The organism is Limnohabitans sp. G3-2 (genome assembly GCF_002778275.1).
Lineage (GTDB): Bacteria > Pseudomonadota > Gammaproteobacteria > Burkholderiales > Burkholderiaceae_C > Limnohabitans_A.
Genome location: NZ_NESG01000001.1, coordinates 68,505 through 85,215, shown reverse-complemented (window position 1 = coordinate 85,215; position 16,711 = coordinate 68,505). Strand labels below are relative to the sequence as shown.

General features: G+C 61.0%; 14 protein-coding genes. 7 read left to right on the top strand and 7 right to left on the bottom strand.

The features are described from left to right. The first annotated feature begins 8 nt into the window (after positions 1-8). The gene (gene recR, locus B9Z31_RS00385; protein WP_100117599.1) at positions 9-599 is read left to right on the top strand and encodes a recombination mediator RecR; all 591 of its coding nucleotides are present in this window, start codon (positions 9-11) and stop codon (positions 597-599) included. Between the two features lie 214 nt (positions 600-813). Then, positions 814-1,812 carry an ABC transporter substrate-binding protein gene (locus B9Z31_RS00380; RefSeq protein ID WP_100117598.1) on the top strand — a complete coding sequence of 333 codons (999 nt, stop codon included), beginning with the start codon at positions 814-816 and terminating at the stop codon, positions 1,810-1,812. 30 nt (positions 1,813-1,842) lie between these two features. Here the strand turns inward: B9Z31_RS00380 and B9Z31_RS00375 are convergent, their stop codons facing one another. Together B9Z31_RS00375 and gloB are read right to left on the bottom strand one after the other, a co-directional pair. After that, complete coding sequence (locus B9Z31_RS00375; RefSeq protein ID WP_233200587.1) at positions 1,843-3,357, bottom strand: transglycosylase SLT domain-containing protein; 1,515 nt, start codon at positions 3,355-3,357, stop codon at positions 1,843-1,845. A gap of 80 nt (positions 3,358-3,437) precedes the next feature. Continuing rightward, complete coding sequence (gene gloB / locus B9Z31_RS00370; RefSeq protein ID WP_100117597.1) at positions 3,438-4,208, bottom strand: hydroxyacylglutathione hydrolase; 771 nt, start codon at positions 4,206-4,208, stop codon at positions 3,438-3,440. On the opposite strand from gloB, the gene B9Z31_RS00365 reads away from it, so the two are divergent. The 4 genes from B9Z31_RS00365 (at position 4,207) to B9Z31_RS00350 (ending at position 10,030) form a co-directional block, all read left to right on the top strand. Beyond that, on the top strand, positions 4,207-5,046 hold the full coding sequence (locus B9Z31_RS00365; protein WP_100117596.1) for a class I SAM-dependent methyltransferase: 840 nt from the start codon (positions 4,207-4,209) through the stop codon (positions 5,044-5,046). The genes gloB and B9Z31_RS00365 overlap by 2 nt on opposite strands. Further along, positions 5,033-5,479: a ribonuclease HI gene (gene rnhA / locus B9Z31_RS00360; protein ID WP_100117595.1), complete on the top strand. Its 447-nt coding sequence runs from the start codon at positions 5,033-5,035 to the stop codon at positions 5,477-5,479. The genes B9Z31_RS00365 and rnhA overlap by 14 nt, the downstream gene beginning before the upstream one ends. Before the next feature lie 131 nt (positions 5,480-5,610). Continuing rightward, entirely contained in the window at positions 5,611-6,960 is a 1,350-nt protein-coding gene (locus tag B9Z31_RS00355; protein WP_100117594.1) for an efflux RND transporter periplasmic adaptor subunit, read from the top strand. Continuing rightward, on the top strand, positions 6,947-10,030 hold the full coding sequence (locus tag B9Z31_RS00350; protein WP_100117593.1) for an efflux RND transporter permease subunit: 3,084 nt from the start codon (positions 6,947-6,949) through the stop codon (positions 10,028-10,030). The genes B9Z31_RS00355 and B9Z31_RS00350 overlap by 14 nt, the downstream gene beginning before the upstream one ends. Positions 10,031-10,118: 88 nt before the next feature. Here the strand turns inward: B9Z31_RS00350 and glp are convergent, their stop codons facing one another. The 4 genes from glp to B9Z31_RS00330 all read right to left on the bottom strand — a co-directional run bounded on the left by glp (position 10,119) and on the right by B9Z31_RS00330 (position 14,717). After that, positions 10,119-11,417 (bottom strand): gephyrin-like molybdotransferase Glp, encoded by a 1,299-nt coding sequence (gene glp, locus B9Z31_RS00345; protein ID WP_100117910.1) that lies wholly within the window; start codon positions 11,415-11,417, stop codon positions 10,119-10,121. Between the two features lie 31 nt (positions 11,418-11,448). Further along, the gene (gene mobA, locus B9Z31_RS00340; protein WP_100117592.1) at positions 11,449-12,072 is read right to left on the bottom strand and encodes a molybdenum cofactor guanylyltransferase MobA; all 624 of its coding nucleotides are present in this window, start codon (positions 12,070-12,072) and stop codon (positions 11,449-11,451) included. A gap of 5 nt (positions 12,073-12,077) precedes the next feature. Further along, positions 12,078-13,220 (bottom strand): GTP 3',8-cyclase MoaA, encoded by a 1,143-nt coding sequence (moaA, locus tag B9Z31_RS00335; protein WP_100117591.1) that lies wholly within the window; start codon positions 13,218-13,220, stop codon positions 12,078-12,080. A gap of 63 nt (positions 13,221-13,283) precedes the next feature. Next, entirely contained in the window at positions 13,284-14,717 is a 1,434-nt protein-coding gene (locus tag B9Z31_RS00330; protein ID WP_100117590.1) for an aldehyde dehydrogenase family protein, read from the bottom strand. Positions 14,718-14,903: 186 nt separating this feature from the next. Between B9Z31_RS00330 and ppa the strand changes: the two genes are divergently transcribed. Then, positions 14,904-15,434 (top strand): inorganic diphosphatase, encoded by a 531-nt coding sequence (gene ppa, locus B9Z31_RS00325; RefSeq protein ID WP_100117589.1) that lies wholly within the window; start codon positions 14,904-14,906, stop codon positions 15,432-15,434. A gap of 88 nt (positions 15,435-15,522) precedes the next feature. On the opposite strand, the gene B9Z31_RS00320 is transcribed toward ppa, so the two are convergent. Further along, positions 15,523-16,710 carry a GNAT family N-acetyltransferase gene (locus tag B9Z31_RS00320; RefSeq protein ID WP_233200582.1) on the bottom strand — a complete coding sequence of 396 codons (1,188 nt, stop codon included), beginning with the start codon at positions 16,708-16,710 and terminating at the stop codon, positions 15,523-15,525. Position 16,711 lies beyond the last annotated feature (1 nt).

Below are 16,711 nucleotides of genomic sequence, written 5' to 3'. Positions count from 1 at the left end.
GACTGAACATGGCCGATACCCACGCCCTTGCAACTTTGGTGCAGGCCCTCAAAGGCCTGCCTGGGGTGGGCATCAAGTCGGCCCAGCGCATGGCATTTCAGCTGCTGCAAAACGACCGTGCCACGGCACGCCAACTGGCCGCTGCCTTGGACAATGCGGTCCAAAAAATCCGGCACTGTGCGTGTTGCCACACCTTCACCGAGGCGCAGTTGTGCGACACCTGCTTGGATGCCACACGCGACCGCACCGTGTTGTGCGTGATCGAAACGCCGGCAGACCAATCGGCCATAGAGCGCACGGGCACCTACAGGGGCTTGTACTTTGTGCTGATGGGCAAGCTCAGTCCACTCGATGGCATTGGGCCGCACGATATTGGGCTGGCCAAGCTCAAACAACGGGTGGGAGATGGCGTGCTGACGGAAGTGATTTTGGCGACCAACTTCACCGCGGAGGGGGAGGCCACGGCCCATGTCATTTCAGAGATGATCCGCCAGCAGGGTTTGCGCGTGACCCGCTTGGCCCGGGGCGTGCCTGCGGGCAGCGAGTTGGAATATGTGGATTTGGGCACCATCGCCCATGCGCTGGTGGACCGTCGATAAGCGGCTGACAGCGCGAAGCTGAGAGGCCTCGCAAAGAGGCCGCGTTTTTGCTGGCAATCCATTACGTGAAAACCCGATCGGGATCAATCCCGATGCGCACAAGCCGCATTCCCAATAAGCTGACAGGCTTATACAAACCAGTGTTTCATGGGGGTGGCGGGTGACTGTTGGGCGTGAAAGGCGTCGTGCTTTTTTACTTTCGGCTGTGGGTGCCATGGCGCTGTCGCGCAGCGCATGGGCCGCGCCTGAGCCTTCACGCAATGAACCGCGCATCAACCACCGTGTGAGCATCGCTTTGGTGGCGCCACACAGCCTGCACCAATTGCCTTTGACCTTGGCCGACCGGCTCGGGTATTTCAGACAAGCAGGCATTGCTGTGGAATGGTTGCCCCAAGAGTCAGGTGCCAAAGCTTTGGCCAGTGCTGTGCAAGGACAAGCGCAAGTGGTCGCGGGTGCGTTTGAGCACCTCTTCGGCTTGCAGCAAAAGGGTTTGGCTTACCAAGCGTTTGTCCAGATGGCCCGAACCCCGCAGCTCAGTCTGGGTGTTTCAACGCGGCTGAATGTGCGCAGCGTGATGGGCCTCAAAGGAACCCGTGTCGGCGTGACCTCGCTCCAATCCAGTACCCATTTCATGGTGTGTCATTGGCTGATGCAAAACGGCTTGCTGCCCGAGGATGTGGTCTTTGTCGAGGTGGGCTCCTCCGCCGGCGTGGTGGATGCATTGCGCTCTGGCGCCATCGATGCTGTGTGTCATGCCGACCCCATCATGTACGGACTGGAGCAGCGCAATGACATTCGGCTGTTGGGTGATGCCCGCACGCTGGTGGCCTCTCGGAAACTCATGGGTGGCCCGGTGAGCGGCACCTGTTTGTGGGCCCGATCGGATCATTTGCAAAAGCAGCCTGAGCTGACGCAAGCCTTGAGCGATGCGGTGGTCCACGCCCTCAAATGGCTACAAACAGCGGGCTTGACCGACATTTTGAAGACAGTGCCTGCCCCTCATTGGGAGGGCGACCGGGCCATTTACTTGGGGGCATTCGAGAAGCTGCGCGAGTCCTTTGCCCTCGATGGCTTGTTCTCTGCAGAGGCTGTGGCGAACGCTTGGCATGCCTACAACCGACTGCCGGACCGGCAATTGGGCGTTCGTCCCGTTTTGGCCTCAACCTACACCAACAGTTTTGCGGTCAAATCCAAAGCCCGTTTCGCGGCCTGATGAGACCCTCCGGGGCCCTTGAGCTGCGGCTCATTTGTTTTTGGCTGGAGCGGGCTTTTTGGGGGATGGTTGACTGGCTTGCCGTTTCACTGGGGGCCGCTCGGGCTTGCTTGTGCTCGGGCGGGTCACGCGTCTGGCGCCTTGCGAGGGCAGCAAGATGGTCAAAGTTTGACCTGCGGTCAAACGCGCGTTGACTTTCAGTTTGTTCCAAGAAGCCATGTTGGCTTCTGAGACACCATGGCGGGCAGCCAAGCTGGCCAGAGAATCGCCTTTGCGGGCTTTGACCGCAATCCTTTTGAGCACCATCTCGGGGGCGAGACCCAGTTGGCCGTTGTCAGCCAGGTGTTCGGTCACATCGCTGTCCAGCGACCCTTTGCGGTGCACCAGCAGGGTGGAGCCAGCCGTGATCATCATCCGCAAGGGGATGTCATTGACCGACCGCAATTGCTCCACGGGCATGCCCAATTGCTGCGCCACTTCTTCGGGCTTCATGGTCTTGGGCGCTTGCCAGGCTGTCCATGTGGCCAGTGGTTTGTTGGCATGGGCTTGCAGGTTGCGCTCGAACACCGTGGCATTGTCCCAAGGCAGCAAAATTTGCGGCGTTCCAGCGGCCAAGATCACAGGGCGCCGCATCGAAGGATTGAGGGCCTTGAAATCCGCCAAGCTGACTGCCGCCAATTTCACCGCCACGGCCACGTCGATGTCCCGCTCGATCGGCACACTTTTGAAATAGGGGTGGTTCTGGATCAGGGGCAATTGGGTGTTGAAGGCTTCCGGTTGCGCCACGATGTTCTTCACCGCCTGCAGTTTGGGCACGTAATAGCGCGTTTCGTTGGGCATGTTCAGATCGCTGTAGCTCAGGGGTTTGCCCTGGGCTTTGTTGCGGGCCAGTGCTTTGCCCACACTGCCTTCACCCCAGTTGTAGGCGGCCAAGGCCAAATGCCAGTCACCAAACATGGCGTAGAGTTTTTGCAGGTAATCCAGCGCGGCTCGGGTCGATTCGAGCACGTCCCGACGGTCGTCTCTGAACAGGTTTTGTTTCAAGTCGAAATACTTGCCTGTGGCGGGCATGAACTGCCACATGCCAGCGGCCTTGGCACTGGAGACGGCTTGTGGGTTGAACGCAGACTCAATGAAAGGAAGCAAAGCCAGTTCGGTGGGCATGTTGCGCCGCTCCAGCTCTTCCACCACATGGAACAAATAGGGGCGAGAACGCTCGGTCATGCGCAGCATGTAATCGGGGCGGCCCGAATACCATTGCTCGCGGTTACGCACCAGCTCGTTTTCAAGGTCGGGCATGGCAAACCCCCGGCGAATCCTCTCCCAAATGTCTCTGGGTGGCGTGAGGGCCAATTGGCTGCGGGGTTTGAGGCCCATCACCGATTCGCCGGTCTGTGGGGTGTTTCTGTCGGGTGAGGTTTCGGCTTGAGCCGCTTGTACTGCGACGGCCGTTTCAGGCGCTTGAGTCTGTTCTTTGGGCGAGCCCAAAGCCGGGGCGGTGCTGGGTGCCGTGGCGCAAGCGCCCAAAAAAAGCGTCAGTCCCAAACAGCTGGCTGCAAAAATGCGGCGCCCAGCGCCAATTAGGGGTGACCAGTTCAGGATGCAGTGGGGGACCCAAGCGTTCTTCAAAATTCGTTTTTCCAGTTGCGAAGCGCAGCAAATCGGCTGACGTCGTCGATGGCAGACGCATCGCGCTGCTGGACAGTCCGTGTGACCGCTGGGCTGCGGCTGCGCAAAAAAGGGTTGATGGCGCGCTCAGTAGACATGAGCGCAGGCAAAGTGGCTTGGTTTTGTTCGCGTAATCGAACGCAGGTCTGGGCGTAGCTTTTCAAGGCCAGGTTGTCTGGATCGACCACCAAGGCAAATCGAAGATTGGACAGAGTGTACTCATGGGCGCAGCAAATGCGCGTCTCGCCCGGTAAAGCCGCCAAGCGGTCGAGAGAATCCAGCATTTGTTCGGGTGACCCCTCGAACAGCCGACCACAGCCGCCCGAAAACAAGGTGTCTCCACAAAACAAGATCGGCGCTTGCCCGGCGGGTTGTCCCCAAAAAGCAATATGTCCCAGGGTGTGTCCCGGCACGTCGTGCACCATCAGCGTCAAGCCTTGCCATTCAAGGGTGTCACCCTGTTGTAAACCCTGGGCCGTGACCGGCATTTTTTCAAGGGCCGGCCCGACCACCTGGGCCCCTGTTTGCGCCACCAGCTCAGGCAGGCCACCCGTGTGGTCGGCATGGTGGTGGGTGACTAGAATCATGTCCAGCGCCACGCTGGGGTTCTTTGCCAACCAAGACAAGACGGGCGCACTGTCACCGGGGTCCACCACCAGCGCGTGATGGTCGTTGTGCAACAACCAAATGTAGTTGTCAGAGAATGCGGGCAGTGCGATGAGCTTCATGGAGAGTCAGATTATAGAAAGCCAAGAAACAGGACAGACGTGGTTGACGCCTTTGGGTCAGCCGGTGGCGTCGCGTTTGTTGTCTTGGGAGCAGCGCCAAGCGGACGAACTCTTGGGCGATGTGTTTGGCTACCACGCCGTGCAATTGGGTTGGCCAGAGCTGCAAGCACTGCGCAGCAACCGCATGCCCCACCGATGGCTGGCGCAGGCCGAGTTCGAAACACCACCAGCACATGTCCAATTGGCGTCCGAGCCGGTGCACAGCCTGTGCTTGGACAGCCGAGCTTGGCCATGGCCAGCCGACAGTCTGGATTTGGTGGTGTTGCCGCATGCTTTGGAACGCTCTGCCGACCCCCATGCCTGTTTGCGAGAGGTGGCTCGGGTGCTGATCCCCGAAGGTCAAGTCTTGATCACGGGGCTGAACCCCTGGAGTTGGTGGGGTTGGCAGCAAGCACGGGGTCAACGCCAGGCACATGCAAGCCCCGCAGGCACGCCCATGCCATCGTCCTTGATTGCTTACCGCCGTTTGCGCGACTGGTTGCGTTTGTTGGGTTTTGAAGTTCAGATCAGTCGGTTTGGAGGCTGGACACCGGCCGCGGGCAGTGAGTCTTGGATGCAGCGTTTGCACTGGATGGATGCATTGGGCGAGCGGTGGTGGCCCATTTTGGGGGGTGTTTACCTTTTGATGGCCACCAAAAGGGCCCCTGGGGGACGCTTCATCGATGGTCGGCGTTGGCGCACGGTACGATCGCCCGCTGGAGCGACGGCACCCATTGCCCGAACAGACACACTCATGGGCCCCACCACGGCCCCGAAAGACACCGTTGAGTCACGTTGAAATTTACACAGATGGCGCTTGCAAGGGCAATCCTGGCCCCGGAGGGTGGGGCGTTCGTTTGCAGTCGGGCCAGCACGTTCAGGAGCTGTGCGGCGGTGAGCTGAACACCACCAACAACCGCATGGAGATGACGGCCGTGATCGAAGGCCTGTCCGCCCTGAAGCGGCCTTGTCAGGTCACGCTGTATCTGGACAGTGAATATGTGCGCAAAGGCATCACCGAGTGGATCCACGGCTGGAAAGCCAGGGGCTGGCGCACGGCCGCCAAGCAGCCGGTGAAAAATGCCGATTTGTGGCAAAAACTCGATGCCGTGGTGTCTTCCTCGGGACACCAGATTGACTGGCGCTGGGTGAAGGGGCATGCGGGCGATCCGGGCAACGAAAGAGCCGATGCGCTCGCCAACCTCGGCGTGGACAAGGCTTTGGGCCGTTGAAACAAGGGCGTCAAGGGTTCAATTTGGCGCTGGAGCTGAAATCAAGGCCATCCAGGCGCTCATGCGGGGCGTGAACAGACGCTGTTACATTTCGACAGTCTGGGTGAGTTCAACCTGCGAGAGAGATCTGAATGGCTTATCAAAAGAAATACGCTGTGATGGCGTTGGTGGGTGTTTGTGCGGCCTCCGGCGCAGCCTGGTGGTTCCAAAACAAGTCCGGTGGTGCCGCCGCTGGCGCCCAGCCGGTGGTCACGGCGCCAGCGTCTGCCGGCGCAGGGGCCCCTGCGGGACCTGCCAAAGCGACAGCGGTCGAGGTCGCCAAAGTCGAAACGCAAACCTTGGTGGATGAAACCCAAGCCGTGGGCAGTTTGCGCTCCCGGCAGGGCGTGATGCTTCGCCCCGAAGTGGGCGGGCGTGTCAAACAAATCTTCTTCAACGATGGTCAGCGCGTGCGCAAGGGCCAAGTGATGGTTCAGTTTGAAGACCAACTTCAGCAAGCCCAACTGTCCCAGGCCAAGGCCGAGTTGTCGATCGCAGAGGCGAACCACAAACGCAACCAAGAGCTTGTGGCGCAAAATTTCATCAGCAAACGCTCATTGGACGAAAGTGGTGCAGCCCTGGAAGTCACGCGAGCCAAACTGGCTTTGGCCGATGCCACACTGCAACGGCTCAAAGTGTTGGCCCCTTTTGACGGCATCACCGGTCTCAAGCAAGTGAACGTGGGCGATTACCTCAAAGACGGCGCGGACATGGTCAACATCGAAGACTTGGACGCCGTGTTGCTCGACTTCCGTTTGCCTGAGCGCTTCCAAGCCAAAATTCGTGCGGGTCAACAAGCCCAATTGACGGTGGACGCATTGCCGGGCCGTCCCTTCATGGCCATGGTCCAAGCGGTGGATCCTTTGATCGAGGCCAATGGCCGCTCGGTGGGGGTGCGCGGCTGCATTGACAACCGTCAGCAGCAATTACGCCCAGGCATGTTTGCCCGGGTGAATGCCGTGTTCGGCGCCCGTGAGAACGCGCTGGTCATCCCCGAAGAGGCCATCATTCCGCAAGGCGGACGCACTTTTGTGGTCAAGTTGGTGCCGGGAGAAAAACCCGATTCGCTGATGTCCGAACGCGTGGCCGTCAAAACCGGTTTGCGCCAACCGGGCAAGGTGGAAATTTTGGAGGGCTTGGCAGCCGGTGACACCGTGGTCACAGCAGGCCACCAGCGTTTGCAAAAAGACGGCACCGCGGTGCGGGTGATCGATGTGCCCCCAGCCCCAGGTGCCAAGCCAGCGGGCGCGCCAGGGCAAGCGGCTGCGCCAGCTGGGGGCCCCACGCCGCCCAGCGCTTCTGGAGCGCCAGGTGCCGCAACGGCCGCACCTGCCGCAGCAGCCGCAGGCAAAGCGCCACAAGGCGCCAAGTCTGCAGCCAGCCCCAATGCGGCCATGTCTGGCCCCAACCCGTGCCTGAGGGGTGCAGATGCAACTCGCTGAAACTTCGGTCCGGCGGCCAGTTCTGGCCGTCGTGATGGCCCTGCTGATTGTGCTGATTGGCGCCGTCAGCTTCAAAAGTCTTTCGCTGCGCGAATACCCCAAAATCGACGAGCCCACGGTCACGGTGACCACCCGCTATGTGGGTGCCTCTGCCGAGGTGATCGAGTCACAGGTCACCAAGCCGCTGGAAGACTCGATCGCGGGCATCGACGCGGTGGATGTCATCACCTCCATCAGCCGGGCTGAGCAGTCGCAAATCACGGTGCGTTTCCGCCTTGAAAAAGACGCGGACACGGCCGCTGCAGAAGTGCGCGACCGCACCTCCCGTGTGCGAAACCGCTTGCCTCAAGCCATTGAGGAGCCCGTCATTGCCAAGGTGGAGGCCGATGCCTTTCCGGTGATCTGGCTGGCATTTTCCAGCGACACCTTGAACGCATTGCAAATCAATGATTTGGTCAACCGGGTGGTCAAGCCGCGTTTGCAAACGGTGACCGGCGTGGCCGATGTGCGCATCTTCGGTGAGCGCAAGTACGCCATGCTGGTGTCGCTGGATGCGGCACGCCTGTCCTCTTACAAGCTCACGCCTCAAGACGTGGAAGACGCTATTCGGCGCAGCAACTTGGAGTTGCCCGCAGGCCGGATCGAGTCCACCAACCGCGAATTCAGCGTTTCTTCTCAAACCGACTTGCTCCGTCCAGGGCAATTTGGCGACATCGTGATTCGCAGCGTGAATGGTTTTTCGGTCAAGCTGCGTGATGTGGCTCAGATCAAGGAAGATGCCGCCAACGACCGCAGCGCGGTGCGTCTCAATGGTCAACCGGCCATTTCGGCCGGTGTGATTCGCCAAGCCACCGCCAACCCGCTCGAGCTGTCCAAGGGCGTGCGCGAAATGATTCCCCGACTGAAGGCCGATTTGCCGGGTGACATGGAAATCAACGTGGCCAACGACAACTCGGTGTTCATCGACCGGTCCATCAAGAACGTGTTCCAGACCATCATCGAAGCGGTGGTGCTGGTGGCTTTGGTGATTTTTGTTTTTTTGCGCACCTTGCGCGCCTCGGTCATCCCCATCATCACCATCCCAGTCAGTTTGATCGGCACCTTTGCCATGATGGCTTTGGCTGGATTCACCATCAACACCCTGACCTTGTTGGCGCTGGTGCTGGCGATCGGCTTGGTGGTGGACGATGCGATTGTGGTGCTGGAGAACATTTACCGGCACATCGAAGAGGGTCTGGACCCGTTTTCGGCCGCCATCAAGGGCGTGCGCGAAATCAGTTTTGCCGTCATCGCGATGACCTTGACGCTGGCCGCTGTTTTTGCACCCTTGGCCTTCACGCCGGGGCGAACGGGCAAGTTGTTTGGTGAGTTTGCCTTGGCGCTGGCCGGCGCTGTGATGGTGTCGGGTTTTGTCGCGCTCACGCTGACGCCGATGTTGAGCTCCAAACTCCTGCGCCACAACCCCAATCCGAGTTGGTTTGACCGGAACATGGAGCGTTGGCTCACGGCCCTGTCCACGGGGTATGAAAAACTCTTGGGCTTCATTTTGAACCGTGCGCGCTGGGTGGTGGTGCTGGTGATGCTGAGCTCGGGTGTGGGCATTGCCCTGATCTACCCCACCATGAAGCAGGAGCTGGCGCCGCTGGAAGACCGGGGCACGATTTTGGCAACCATCAATGCCCCCGATGGATCGACCCTCCAGTACACCGACAGGTATGCCCGATCCTTGGAAAAAATAGGCCAGGCCTACCCGGAGTTCGACCGCATCTTTGCCAACATGGGCAACCCCACCGTGGGGCAAGGCACGGTGGTTTACAGAGCGGTGGACTGGGACGAGCGCAAGCGCACCACGCTCGACATCGCCCGTGAAATGGGCGCCAAATTCAACGGTTTGCCGGGCGTGAATGCGTTCCCGATCACGCCGCCTTCTTTGGGGCAGGGCTTCCGTGAGCGACCTTTGAACTTCGTGATTCAAACTTCGGACAGCTACCAAAACCTGAACCAACTGACGCGACAGTTGATGGACGAGGTGGCCAAAAACCCGGGCATTTTGTCGCCCGATGTCGATTTGCGTTTGAACAAACCCGAGCTGCGCATCGAGGTGGACCGCGTGAAGGCCGCTGAGCTGGGAGTCAGCGTGGAGGTGGTGGCCAAAACCATTGAAACCATGCTGGGAGGCCGGGTCGTGACGCGCTACAAACGCGATGCCGAGCAGTACGACGTGATCGTGCAAACCCAGCCATCGGCGCGCAACACCCCGGATGACATCGATGTGATCCAGGTTCGTGGGCGCAACGACACCATGGTGCCGTTGTCGAGTTTGGTCAAAGTGCGCGAAAGTGTGTCACCTCGCGAGTTGAACCACTTCGGTCAGCGCCGCTCGGTGTCCATCACCGCCAACTTGGCGCCCGATTACTCCCTGGGCGAGGCCATCAAGTTCATGGACGCTTCGGCCGCCAAGTTGCTCAAACCTGGTTACACGACCGAATTGAACGGCACTTCGCGTGAATTTAAAAATTCACAGGGTGCTTTGGTGATTGTGTTTGTGCTGGCGCTGTTCTTCATCTTTTTGGTCTTGGCGGCCCAGTTTGAAAGTTTCATCGATCCCTTGGTGATCATGTTGTCGGTGCCTTTGTCCATGATCGGGGCCTTGCTGGCGCTCAAGTTCACGGGCGGGTCATTGAACGTGTACTCTCAAATTGGCCTGATCACCTTGGTGGGCTTGATCACCAAGCACGGCATTTTGATTGTGGAGTTCACCAACCAGCTGCGCGAGCAAGGCATGGCGATGAAAGAGGCCTTGATCAAGGCGTCTGCACAGCGTCTGCGTCCGATTTTGATGACCACTGGGGCCATGGTTTTGGGTGCCGTGCCACTGGCGCTTGCGACCGGTGCTGGTGCAGAAAGCCGCACGCAAATTGGTTGGGTGATCGTGGGGGGCATGAGCCTGGGGACGTTGCTGGCCATCTTTGTGGTGCCCACCATGTACTCCTTGCTGGCGCGCAAGGCGGTACCGGGGCCCAACAAGGCGGTGGCGCACGACCTGCCGCACGAAGCGCAAGCCCATTGAGTGTCGGATCAGGGGATGTCAAACCCCTGTGCCCCAACAAAAAAGCGGCTCAGGCCGCTTTTTTTCATGGGTTTTCAGATGGCTGTGTTCACAGGTGCCCGTCAAACATCATCACATCCACCTCGTCGCCCACAGCCACGTTGCCTTGGGCGTGGCCCAGCACGATCAGGCCGTTGGCTTGCATCATGGAGCTGAGCACACCCGAGCCCTGGTTGCCGGTGATGCTCACTTCGAGCTTACCCGCCGGGTTGGTGCGGACGATCCCGCGCTGGTATTCGGTGCGGCCGGGTTTTTTGCGCAGTGCCTCGGTGCTTTTGGCTTTGAGCAGCGGCAACGCGGGCGCTTGCCAGCCCATGAGCTGCTGCAGGGCAGGGCGTACAAAGGCGGCAAAGGTCACCATGACGGCCACGGGGTTGCCCGGCAAGCCAAACAGCAAGGCTGAGCGCTCGCCACGCTCAATGCGGCCCACCGCCATGGGGCGGCCCGGGCGCATGGCGATGCGCCAAAAGGCCACGTCACCCAGTTTTTTCATCATGGCCTTGGTGTGGTCGGCCTCGCCCACACTCACGCCCCCACTGGTGATGATGGCGTCGGCCTGGGCCGCCGCGTCCACAAAGGCTTGCTCCAGCGCCGCGGGCTCGTCGCGCACCACGCCCATGTCGATCAGCTCGCAACCCAGTGCTTGAACCAGGCCTGCCACGGTGTAGCGGTTGCTGTCGTACACCGCGCCTTCGCGGGGGGCTTCGCCCAAGCTCAGAATTTCGTCACCGGTTGAAAAATAGGCCACTTTGGGCTTGCGCCAAACAGGCACGCTGGGCAAGCCCAGACTGGCCAGCAAGCCGCAGGCGGCCGGGGCGATGCGCGTGCCTGCACGCAGGGCGGGCTGCCCGGCCATCAAGTCCTCACCCAGCAGGCGGCGGTTGTCGCCCGCCTGCAGCAGGCCGGGCGGAATCTGCACGCGGTCGCCGTCCACCTTCACCAGCTCTTGCGGGGCCACCGTGTCCAGGCCGGTGGGCATGATGGCGCCCGTCATGATGCGCACGCACTCACCAGCGTTCACCGTGCCTTGCCAAGCGGAACCTGCAAACGCCGTGCCCACCACCTGGAGCGGGGTGGGGCGGTCGCTTAAAAGTTCCGCGCCGCGCAAAGCGTAGCCGTCCATGGCCGAGTTGTCGTGGGGTGGCACGCTGATGGGCGAGACCACGTCTTGCGCCAGGATGCGGCCATGGGCCTGCATCAAGGGCACGGTTTCTTGTTCCCGCACGGGCTGGACCAGCTGGGCCAAAAAGTCGTTCACATGGCGGGCCGACAAGGCTTGCGGGTCGTAGCCTTGCAGGCGTTCGGCGATCTCGTTCAGGGACAGGTTGGGAGACAGTGGCGTGGTCATGGTCAGCGCGGCCATTGGGTGGCCATGGGATTCAGAGGGCTTCGAGCTGTTGCAATTCGGCCAAAGTGTTGGCGTTGGCAAAGGCGTGCGGGCTGTCGCTGGGCCAGTCAAAGGGCACGATGGCGCAGCGGTGCTGAGCGGTCCAGGCATCGATTTTGCGGCCACCGCCTTGGGTGAACTTGACCAGGCTTTCGAGCAACTCGGTTTTGAGGAGGCAAAACACCGGTTGTGTGCGCACCGCGCCATCGGCCTCGGGCGCTGCGGCCATGGCCAGGTCAGCGTCTTGCGCATCGAGGGCCGCAGCCAAACGCTCGGCCAAGTCGAGCGGAAAGAGCGGCGTGTCACAGGGGACAGTGAGCATCAACGGGGTTTCGCAGCGTTCCAAACCCGTCTGAAAGCCCGCCAAAGGCCCTGCAAACCCGTCAATGCTGTCGGGCCAAACCGGCACGCCCAGCGATTCGTAGGCCGCCAAGTTGCGGTTGGCGTTGATCAGCACTTCTTGCAGGGGCAAGCTTTGCAGCTGCAGGCGCATGAGGGTTTGCAAAGCCAGCGGCAGGCCATGGAAGTTTTGCAGACCTTTGTCGCTGCCGCCCATGCGCGAGCCGCGCCCGCCCGCCAGGATGAGGCCAGTGATGCCCAGAGCGTTGTTGTTCATGGCTTTCAGCCTCCGATGTAGCTCATTTCCACCCGGCGGCCGGGGCCGCTGGCGGTGTCCGGCCCGCGCAAGCTGCGCAGTCGCGAGTATTGGTCCGTGCGCCCGCGCCAGATGGCGTCCACCGTCTGGGCGAGCTCGTGGTCGGAGCGGGCCGGGTCGCGCAACAATTGGCGCAGGTCATAGCCCTGGCTGGCAAAAAGACACAGGTACAAACGGCCTTCGGTGGACAGTCGGGCGCGGTTGCAGTCGCCGCAAAAAGCCTGCGTCACGCTGCTGATCACACCCACTTCGCCCAAAGCCGGGTCGTATTCACCGTTTGCATTGGCATAACCCCAGCGCTCGGCGGTCTCGCCCGCAACGGTGGGGTCCAGCTGCACCAGCGGCAGCTCGGTGTGCAGCAGGCGGATCACTTCAGCACTGGGCAACACCTCGTCCATGCACCAACCGTTGGTGGCCCCCACATCCATGTATTCGATGAAACGCAGCACAATCCCCGAGCCCTGGAAATGCCGGGCCATGGGCAAGATTTCGTGCTCATTGGTGCCGCGTTTGACCACCATGTTCACCTTGATTGGCCCCAGGCCCGCCGCGCGCGCCGCTTCGATCCCGGCCAGCACATCGGCCACCGGAAAGTCCACGTCGTTCATGCGGCGGAACACCGCATCGTCCAGACCGTCCAAGCTGACGGTGACGCGCTGCAAACCCGCGTCTTTCAGGCTTTGGGCCTTGCGGGCCAAAAGCGAGCCGTTGGTGGTCAGCGTCAGATCAAGGGGCAGGCCCTCGGGCGTGCGCAGGGCCGCCAGTTGTTCGATCAGGATCTCGATGTTCTTGCGCAGCAAAGGCTCACCACCGGTCAGGCGGATTTTGCGCACGCCCCGGCCCACGAACACGGTGGCGATGCGGGTGATTTCTTCAAAGCTCAGCAAATGGCTGTGTGGCAGGTAAGCGTAGTCCTTGTCAAAGATTTCCTTGGGCATGCAGTAGCTGCACCTGAAATTGCACCGGTCGGTCACGCTGATGCGCAAATCCGTCAGCGGGCGGCGTAAGCCGTCCAAAGGCATGGCACTGAGATCATCGCCTGACAACAAAGTCGGCAAAGGCAGGCTGGGATGGCGCTGGTCAAGCAGCGGAATGACGCGTTCAGACATAAGCGAGGATTGTGCCCGAGCAGGACCCCCTTTGAGGCGGGAGGGTCAAGGTTGACCGACCGCTCAGCCGTGCGCAATCGCCACGGTTTTGAGTGTGGTGAAGCCCAGCAAAGCTTCCAGGCCTTTTTCGCGCCCATAGCCGGATGACTTGACGCCGCCAAAAGGCAGCTCTACCCCGCCCGCCGCGCCGTAGTTGTTGATGAACACCTGACCACTGCGCACGCGTTTGGCCATGCGGAATTGGCGAGCGCCATCGCGCGTCCAAATGCCCGCCACCAAACCGAAGTCGGTGGCATTGGCCAATGCCACGGCATGGTCTTCGTCCTTGAAGGCCATGGCCGAGAGCACGGGACCAAACACCTCTTCTTGCGCCAGGCGGTGCATCACCGGCACATCGCGCAAGAGCACTGGGGCTTGGTAAAAACCGCCCGAGGGCACGCCGGGTGCGATCTGGCCTTGTGCCACGGTGGCGATGCCGTCCGCCCGGGCCTGCTCCAAAAAGCCGGTCACCCGTTCTAATTGGCTGGCGCGGATCAGGGGGCCTAAGTCCATGTTCATGGCGGCCGAGCCCACTTGCAGGCGGCCAAAGGCGTCGCCCAAGCGGGCCAACAGTGGCTCGTAAATGCCTTGCTGGATCAGCACCCGCGAGCCTGCGCTGCAGGTTTGGCCCGAGTTCTGCACGATGGCGTTGACCACCACGGGAATGGCCGCTTCGAGGTCGGCGTCGTCAAAGATGATTTGCGGGCTTTTGCCGCCCAGTTCTAGCGTCACGGGACAGTGACGCTCAGCGGCCACTTGCTGGATCAGGGTGCCCACACGGGGGCTGCCCGTGAAGCTGATGTGGTCGATGCCCGGGTGGCGGGCCAGCGCGTCGCCCACCTCGTGGCCGTAACCCGTGACGATGTTCAGCGCCCCTGCCGGAAAGCCGACCTCGGCCGCCAACTGCGCCACGCGGATCAGGCTCAGGCAAGCGTCTTCAGCGGGCTTGACCACGCAGGCATTGCCCGCCGCCAAGGCGCCGCCCACGCTGCGGCCAAAAATCTGCATCGGGTAGTTCCAGGGGATCACATGGCCGGTGACGCCGTGCGGCTCGCGCCAGGTCAGGACGCTGTAGCCGTTTTGGTAGGGCAGGGTCTCGCCGTGCAGCTTGTCGCAAGAACCGGCGTAAAACTCAAAGTAACGCGCCAGCGCGACCGCGTCGGCGGCGGCTTGTTTTGTGGGTTTGCCGCAGTCGCGCTGCTCCAGTGCCGCCAATTCGCCCGCGTGTTCGGCCACTTTGCGCGACAGCGCCATCAACAGTCGCCCGCGCTCCACGCCACTGAGCCGCCCCCAAGGTCCATTGAAAGCGGCCCGCGCCGCTTGCACGGCCTGGTCGATGTCTGCCGCTTGGCTGCGCGGGATCTGCTCGAACACTTGCCCGTCCGAAGGGTCCAGCACGTCGATGGTGTGGCCGGCCAGGGCGGGAGTGGATTGGTTGGCAATGAAGTTGTGTTGCATGGCGCCATTGTCGGCTGTGGCGCGTCCTTGGAAATCACGCAAGAGACATCTTGCCCGGATGGGCAGCTGGCCCGCGGGCGCGTCAGGGCGGTGCTGCCGACTTGGTTTTCGCAAGCCCTGTGAAAGTAAAATCGGGGTTAATCCCTAGGATTTTTCGTTTCTTCTCAACTTTCAAAAGCAGACACCATGTCCCTGAACAAAGTCACCCCCGGCAGCAAAGTGCCCGATGCATTCAATGTGATCATCGAAATCCCGATGAACTCCGATCCTGTGAAGTACGAGGTGGACAAAGAGTCCGGCGCTTTGTTTGTGGACCGTTTCATGGGCACGGCCATGCACTACCCCACCAACTATGGCTATGTGCCGCAAACGATTGCCGGTGACGGTGACCCGGTGGACGTGCTGGTCATGACCCCCTTCCCCTTGCCCCCCGGTGTGGTGGTGTCGTGCCGCGCCATCGGCATTTTGTTGATGGAAGACGAAGGCGGTATGGACGGCAAAATTTTGGCCGTACCCACCGAGAAAATCCTGCCCATCTACGCCAACATCAAGGCCCTGGCCGATGTGCACGAGTTGCAACTCAAGCAAATCGCCCACTTCTTTGAGCACTACAAAGACCTGGAAAAAGGCAAGTGGGTCAAGGTCAAGGGCTGGGAAGGTGTGGAATCCGCCGCCAAGGAATTGATGGACGGCATCGCCAATTACCAAAAGGCCTGAGGGGTCTGACCCCGTGGTTTCTGTGTGAAGCCACGGGAGACGATGAACGCCTGCCCGGTTTGCGCCGCGCAGGCGTTTTGCTTTGGGTTCACTGCGGCTTTTTCAAAGGCGAATGCTGCTGCAGGGCTTCCATGTAATTGTCGATGCCCGCTTTTTCCCGCTCCAAAAACCTAGCCACGGCCTCTGAAAACGCTGGCTGCGCCAGCCAGTGGGCGCTGTGCGTGGGGGTGGGCAGCAGGGCGCGGGCCATTTTGTGCTCGCCCTGAGCGCCGCCTTCAAAACGCTGCACCCCGTGCTGGATGCACCAGTCAATGGGTTGGTAGTAACAGGCCTCAAAGTGCAGGCAGTCCACTCGCGCCAGGGCTCCCCAGTAACGGCCATAGGCCACTTCGGGCTGGCCGGCGGCGTTCAATTGGAGGCCGATCAGGCTGATGCCGATGGCTTGACCCTCGTGTTCGGCCACAAACAAGAGCCAATTGGCGGCCATGCCACGCCGCATGGCTTGGAAAAACCCGGGCTTCAGATAGGGCGCGTTGCCATGCTCCCAATAGGTTTGCTGGTAGCAACGCAACAAAAGCGCCCAGTCCTCGCCCGTCATGTCCGGGCCAGGAACGGCGCGGAAACGGACGCCTGCATCGGCCACTTTGCGGCGTTCTTGCCGGATTTTTTTGCGTTTTTCTTGCGTCAGGCTGGCCAAAAAGTCATCAAAGTCGCGCCAGCCTTGGTTTTGCCAGTGGAACTGCACCTGGTCACGTTGCAGCAGGCCGGCTTGTTCGCAGGCCAGTAGGTCTTGCTGGCTGCCAAAGAGGATGTGCAGCGAGGGGATGTCGTTGCTTTGGCACAGCGACAACAAGGCGGCCAGCAGCGCTCGCCGAGCGGCATCACTTTCGGCCATCAAGCGGCTGCCTGGCACCGGCGTGAAGGGCGAGGCCACCAGTGCCTTGGGGTAATAGGGTAGGCCATGGCGCTCGTAGGCCTCAGCCCAGGCGTGGTCAAACACGTACTCGCCCCTTGAATGGGTCTTGAGGTAGAGCGGGCAGGCGGCGGCAAGTGCTGGGCCCGTGGGTGTGTCACGCCACAAACTGATCACTTGCAGTGTCCAGCCGGTCTCCGGGACGGCCGAGCCGCTGGCCTGCATGGCCGACAAATAGGCATGGCGCATGAAGGGGGATGGGGCGTCTTGCCGAGCGAGCAGGCCGTCCCAGGCTTCAGGCGCGATGCCGCTCAGGTCGTCTTGCACCCGGGTGACATAATTCAAGCTCAAATTTTCCAGCACC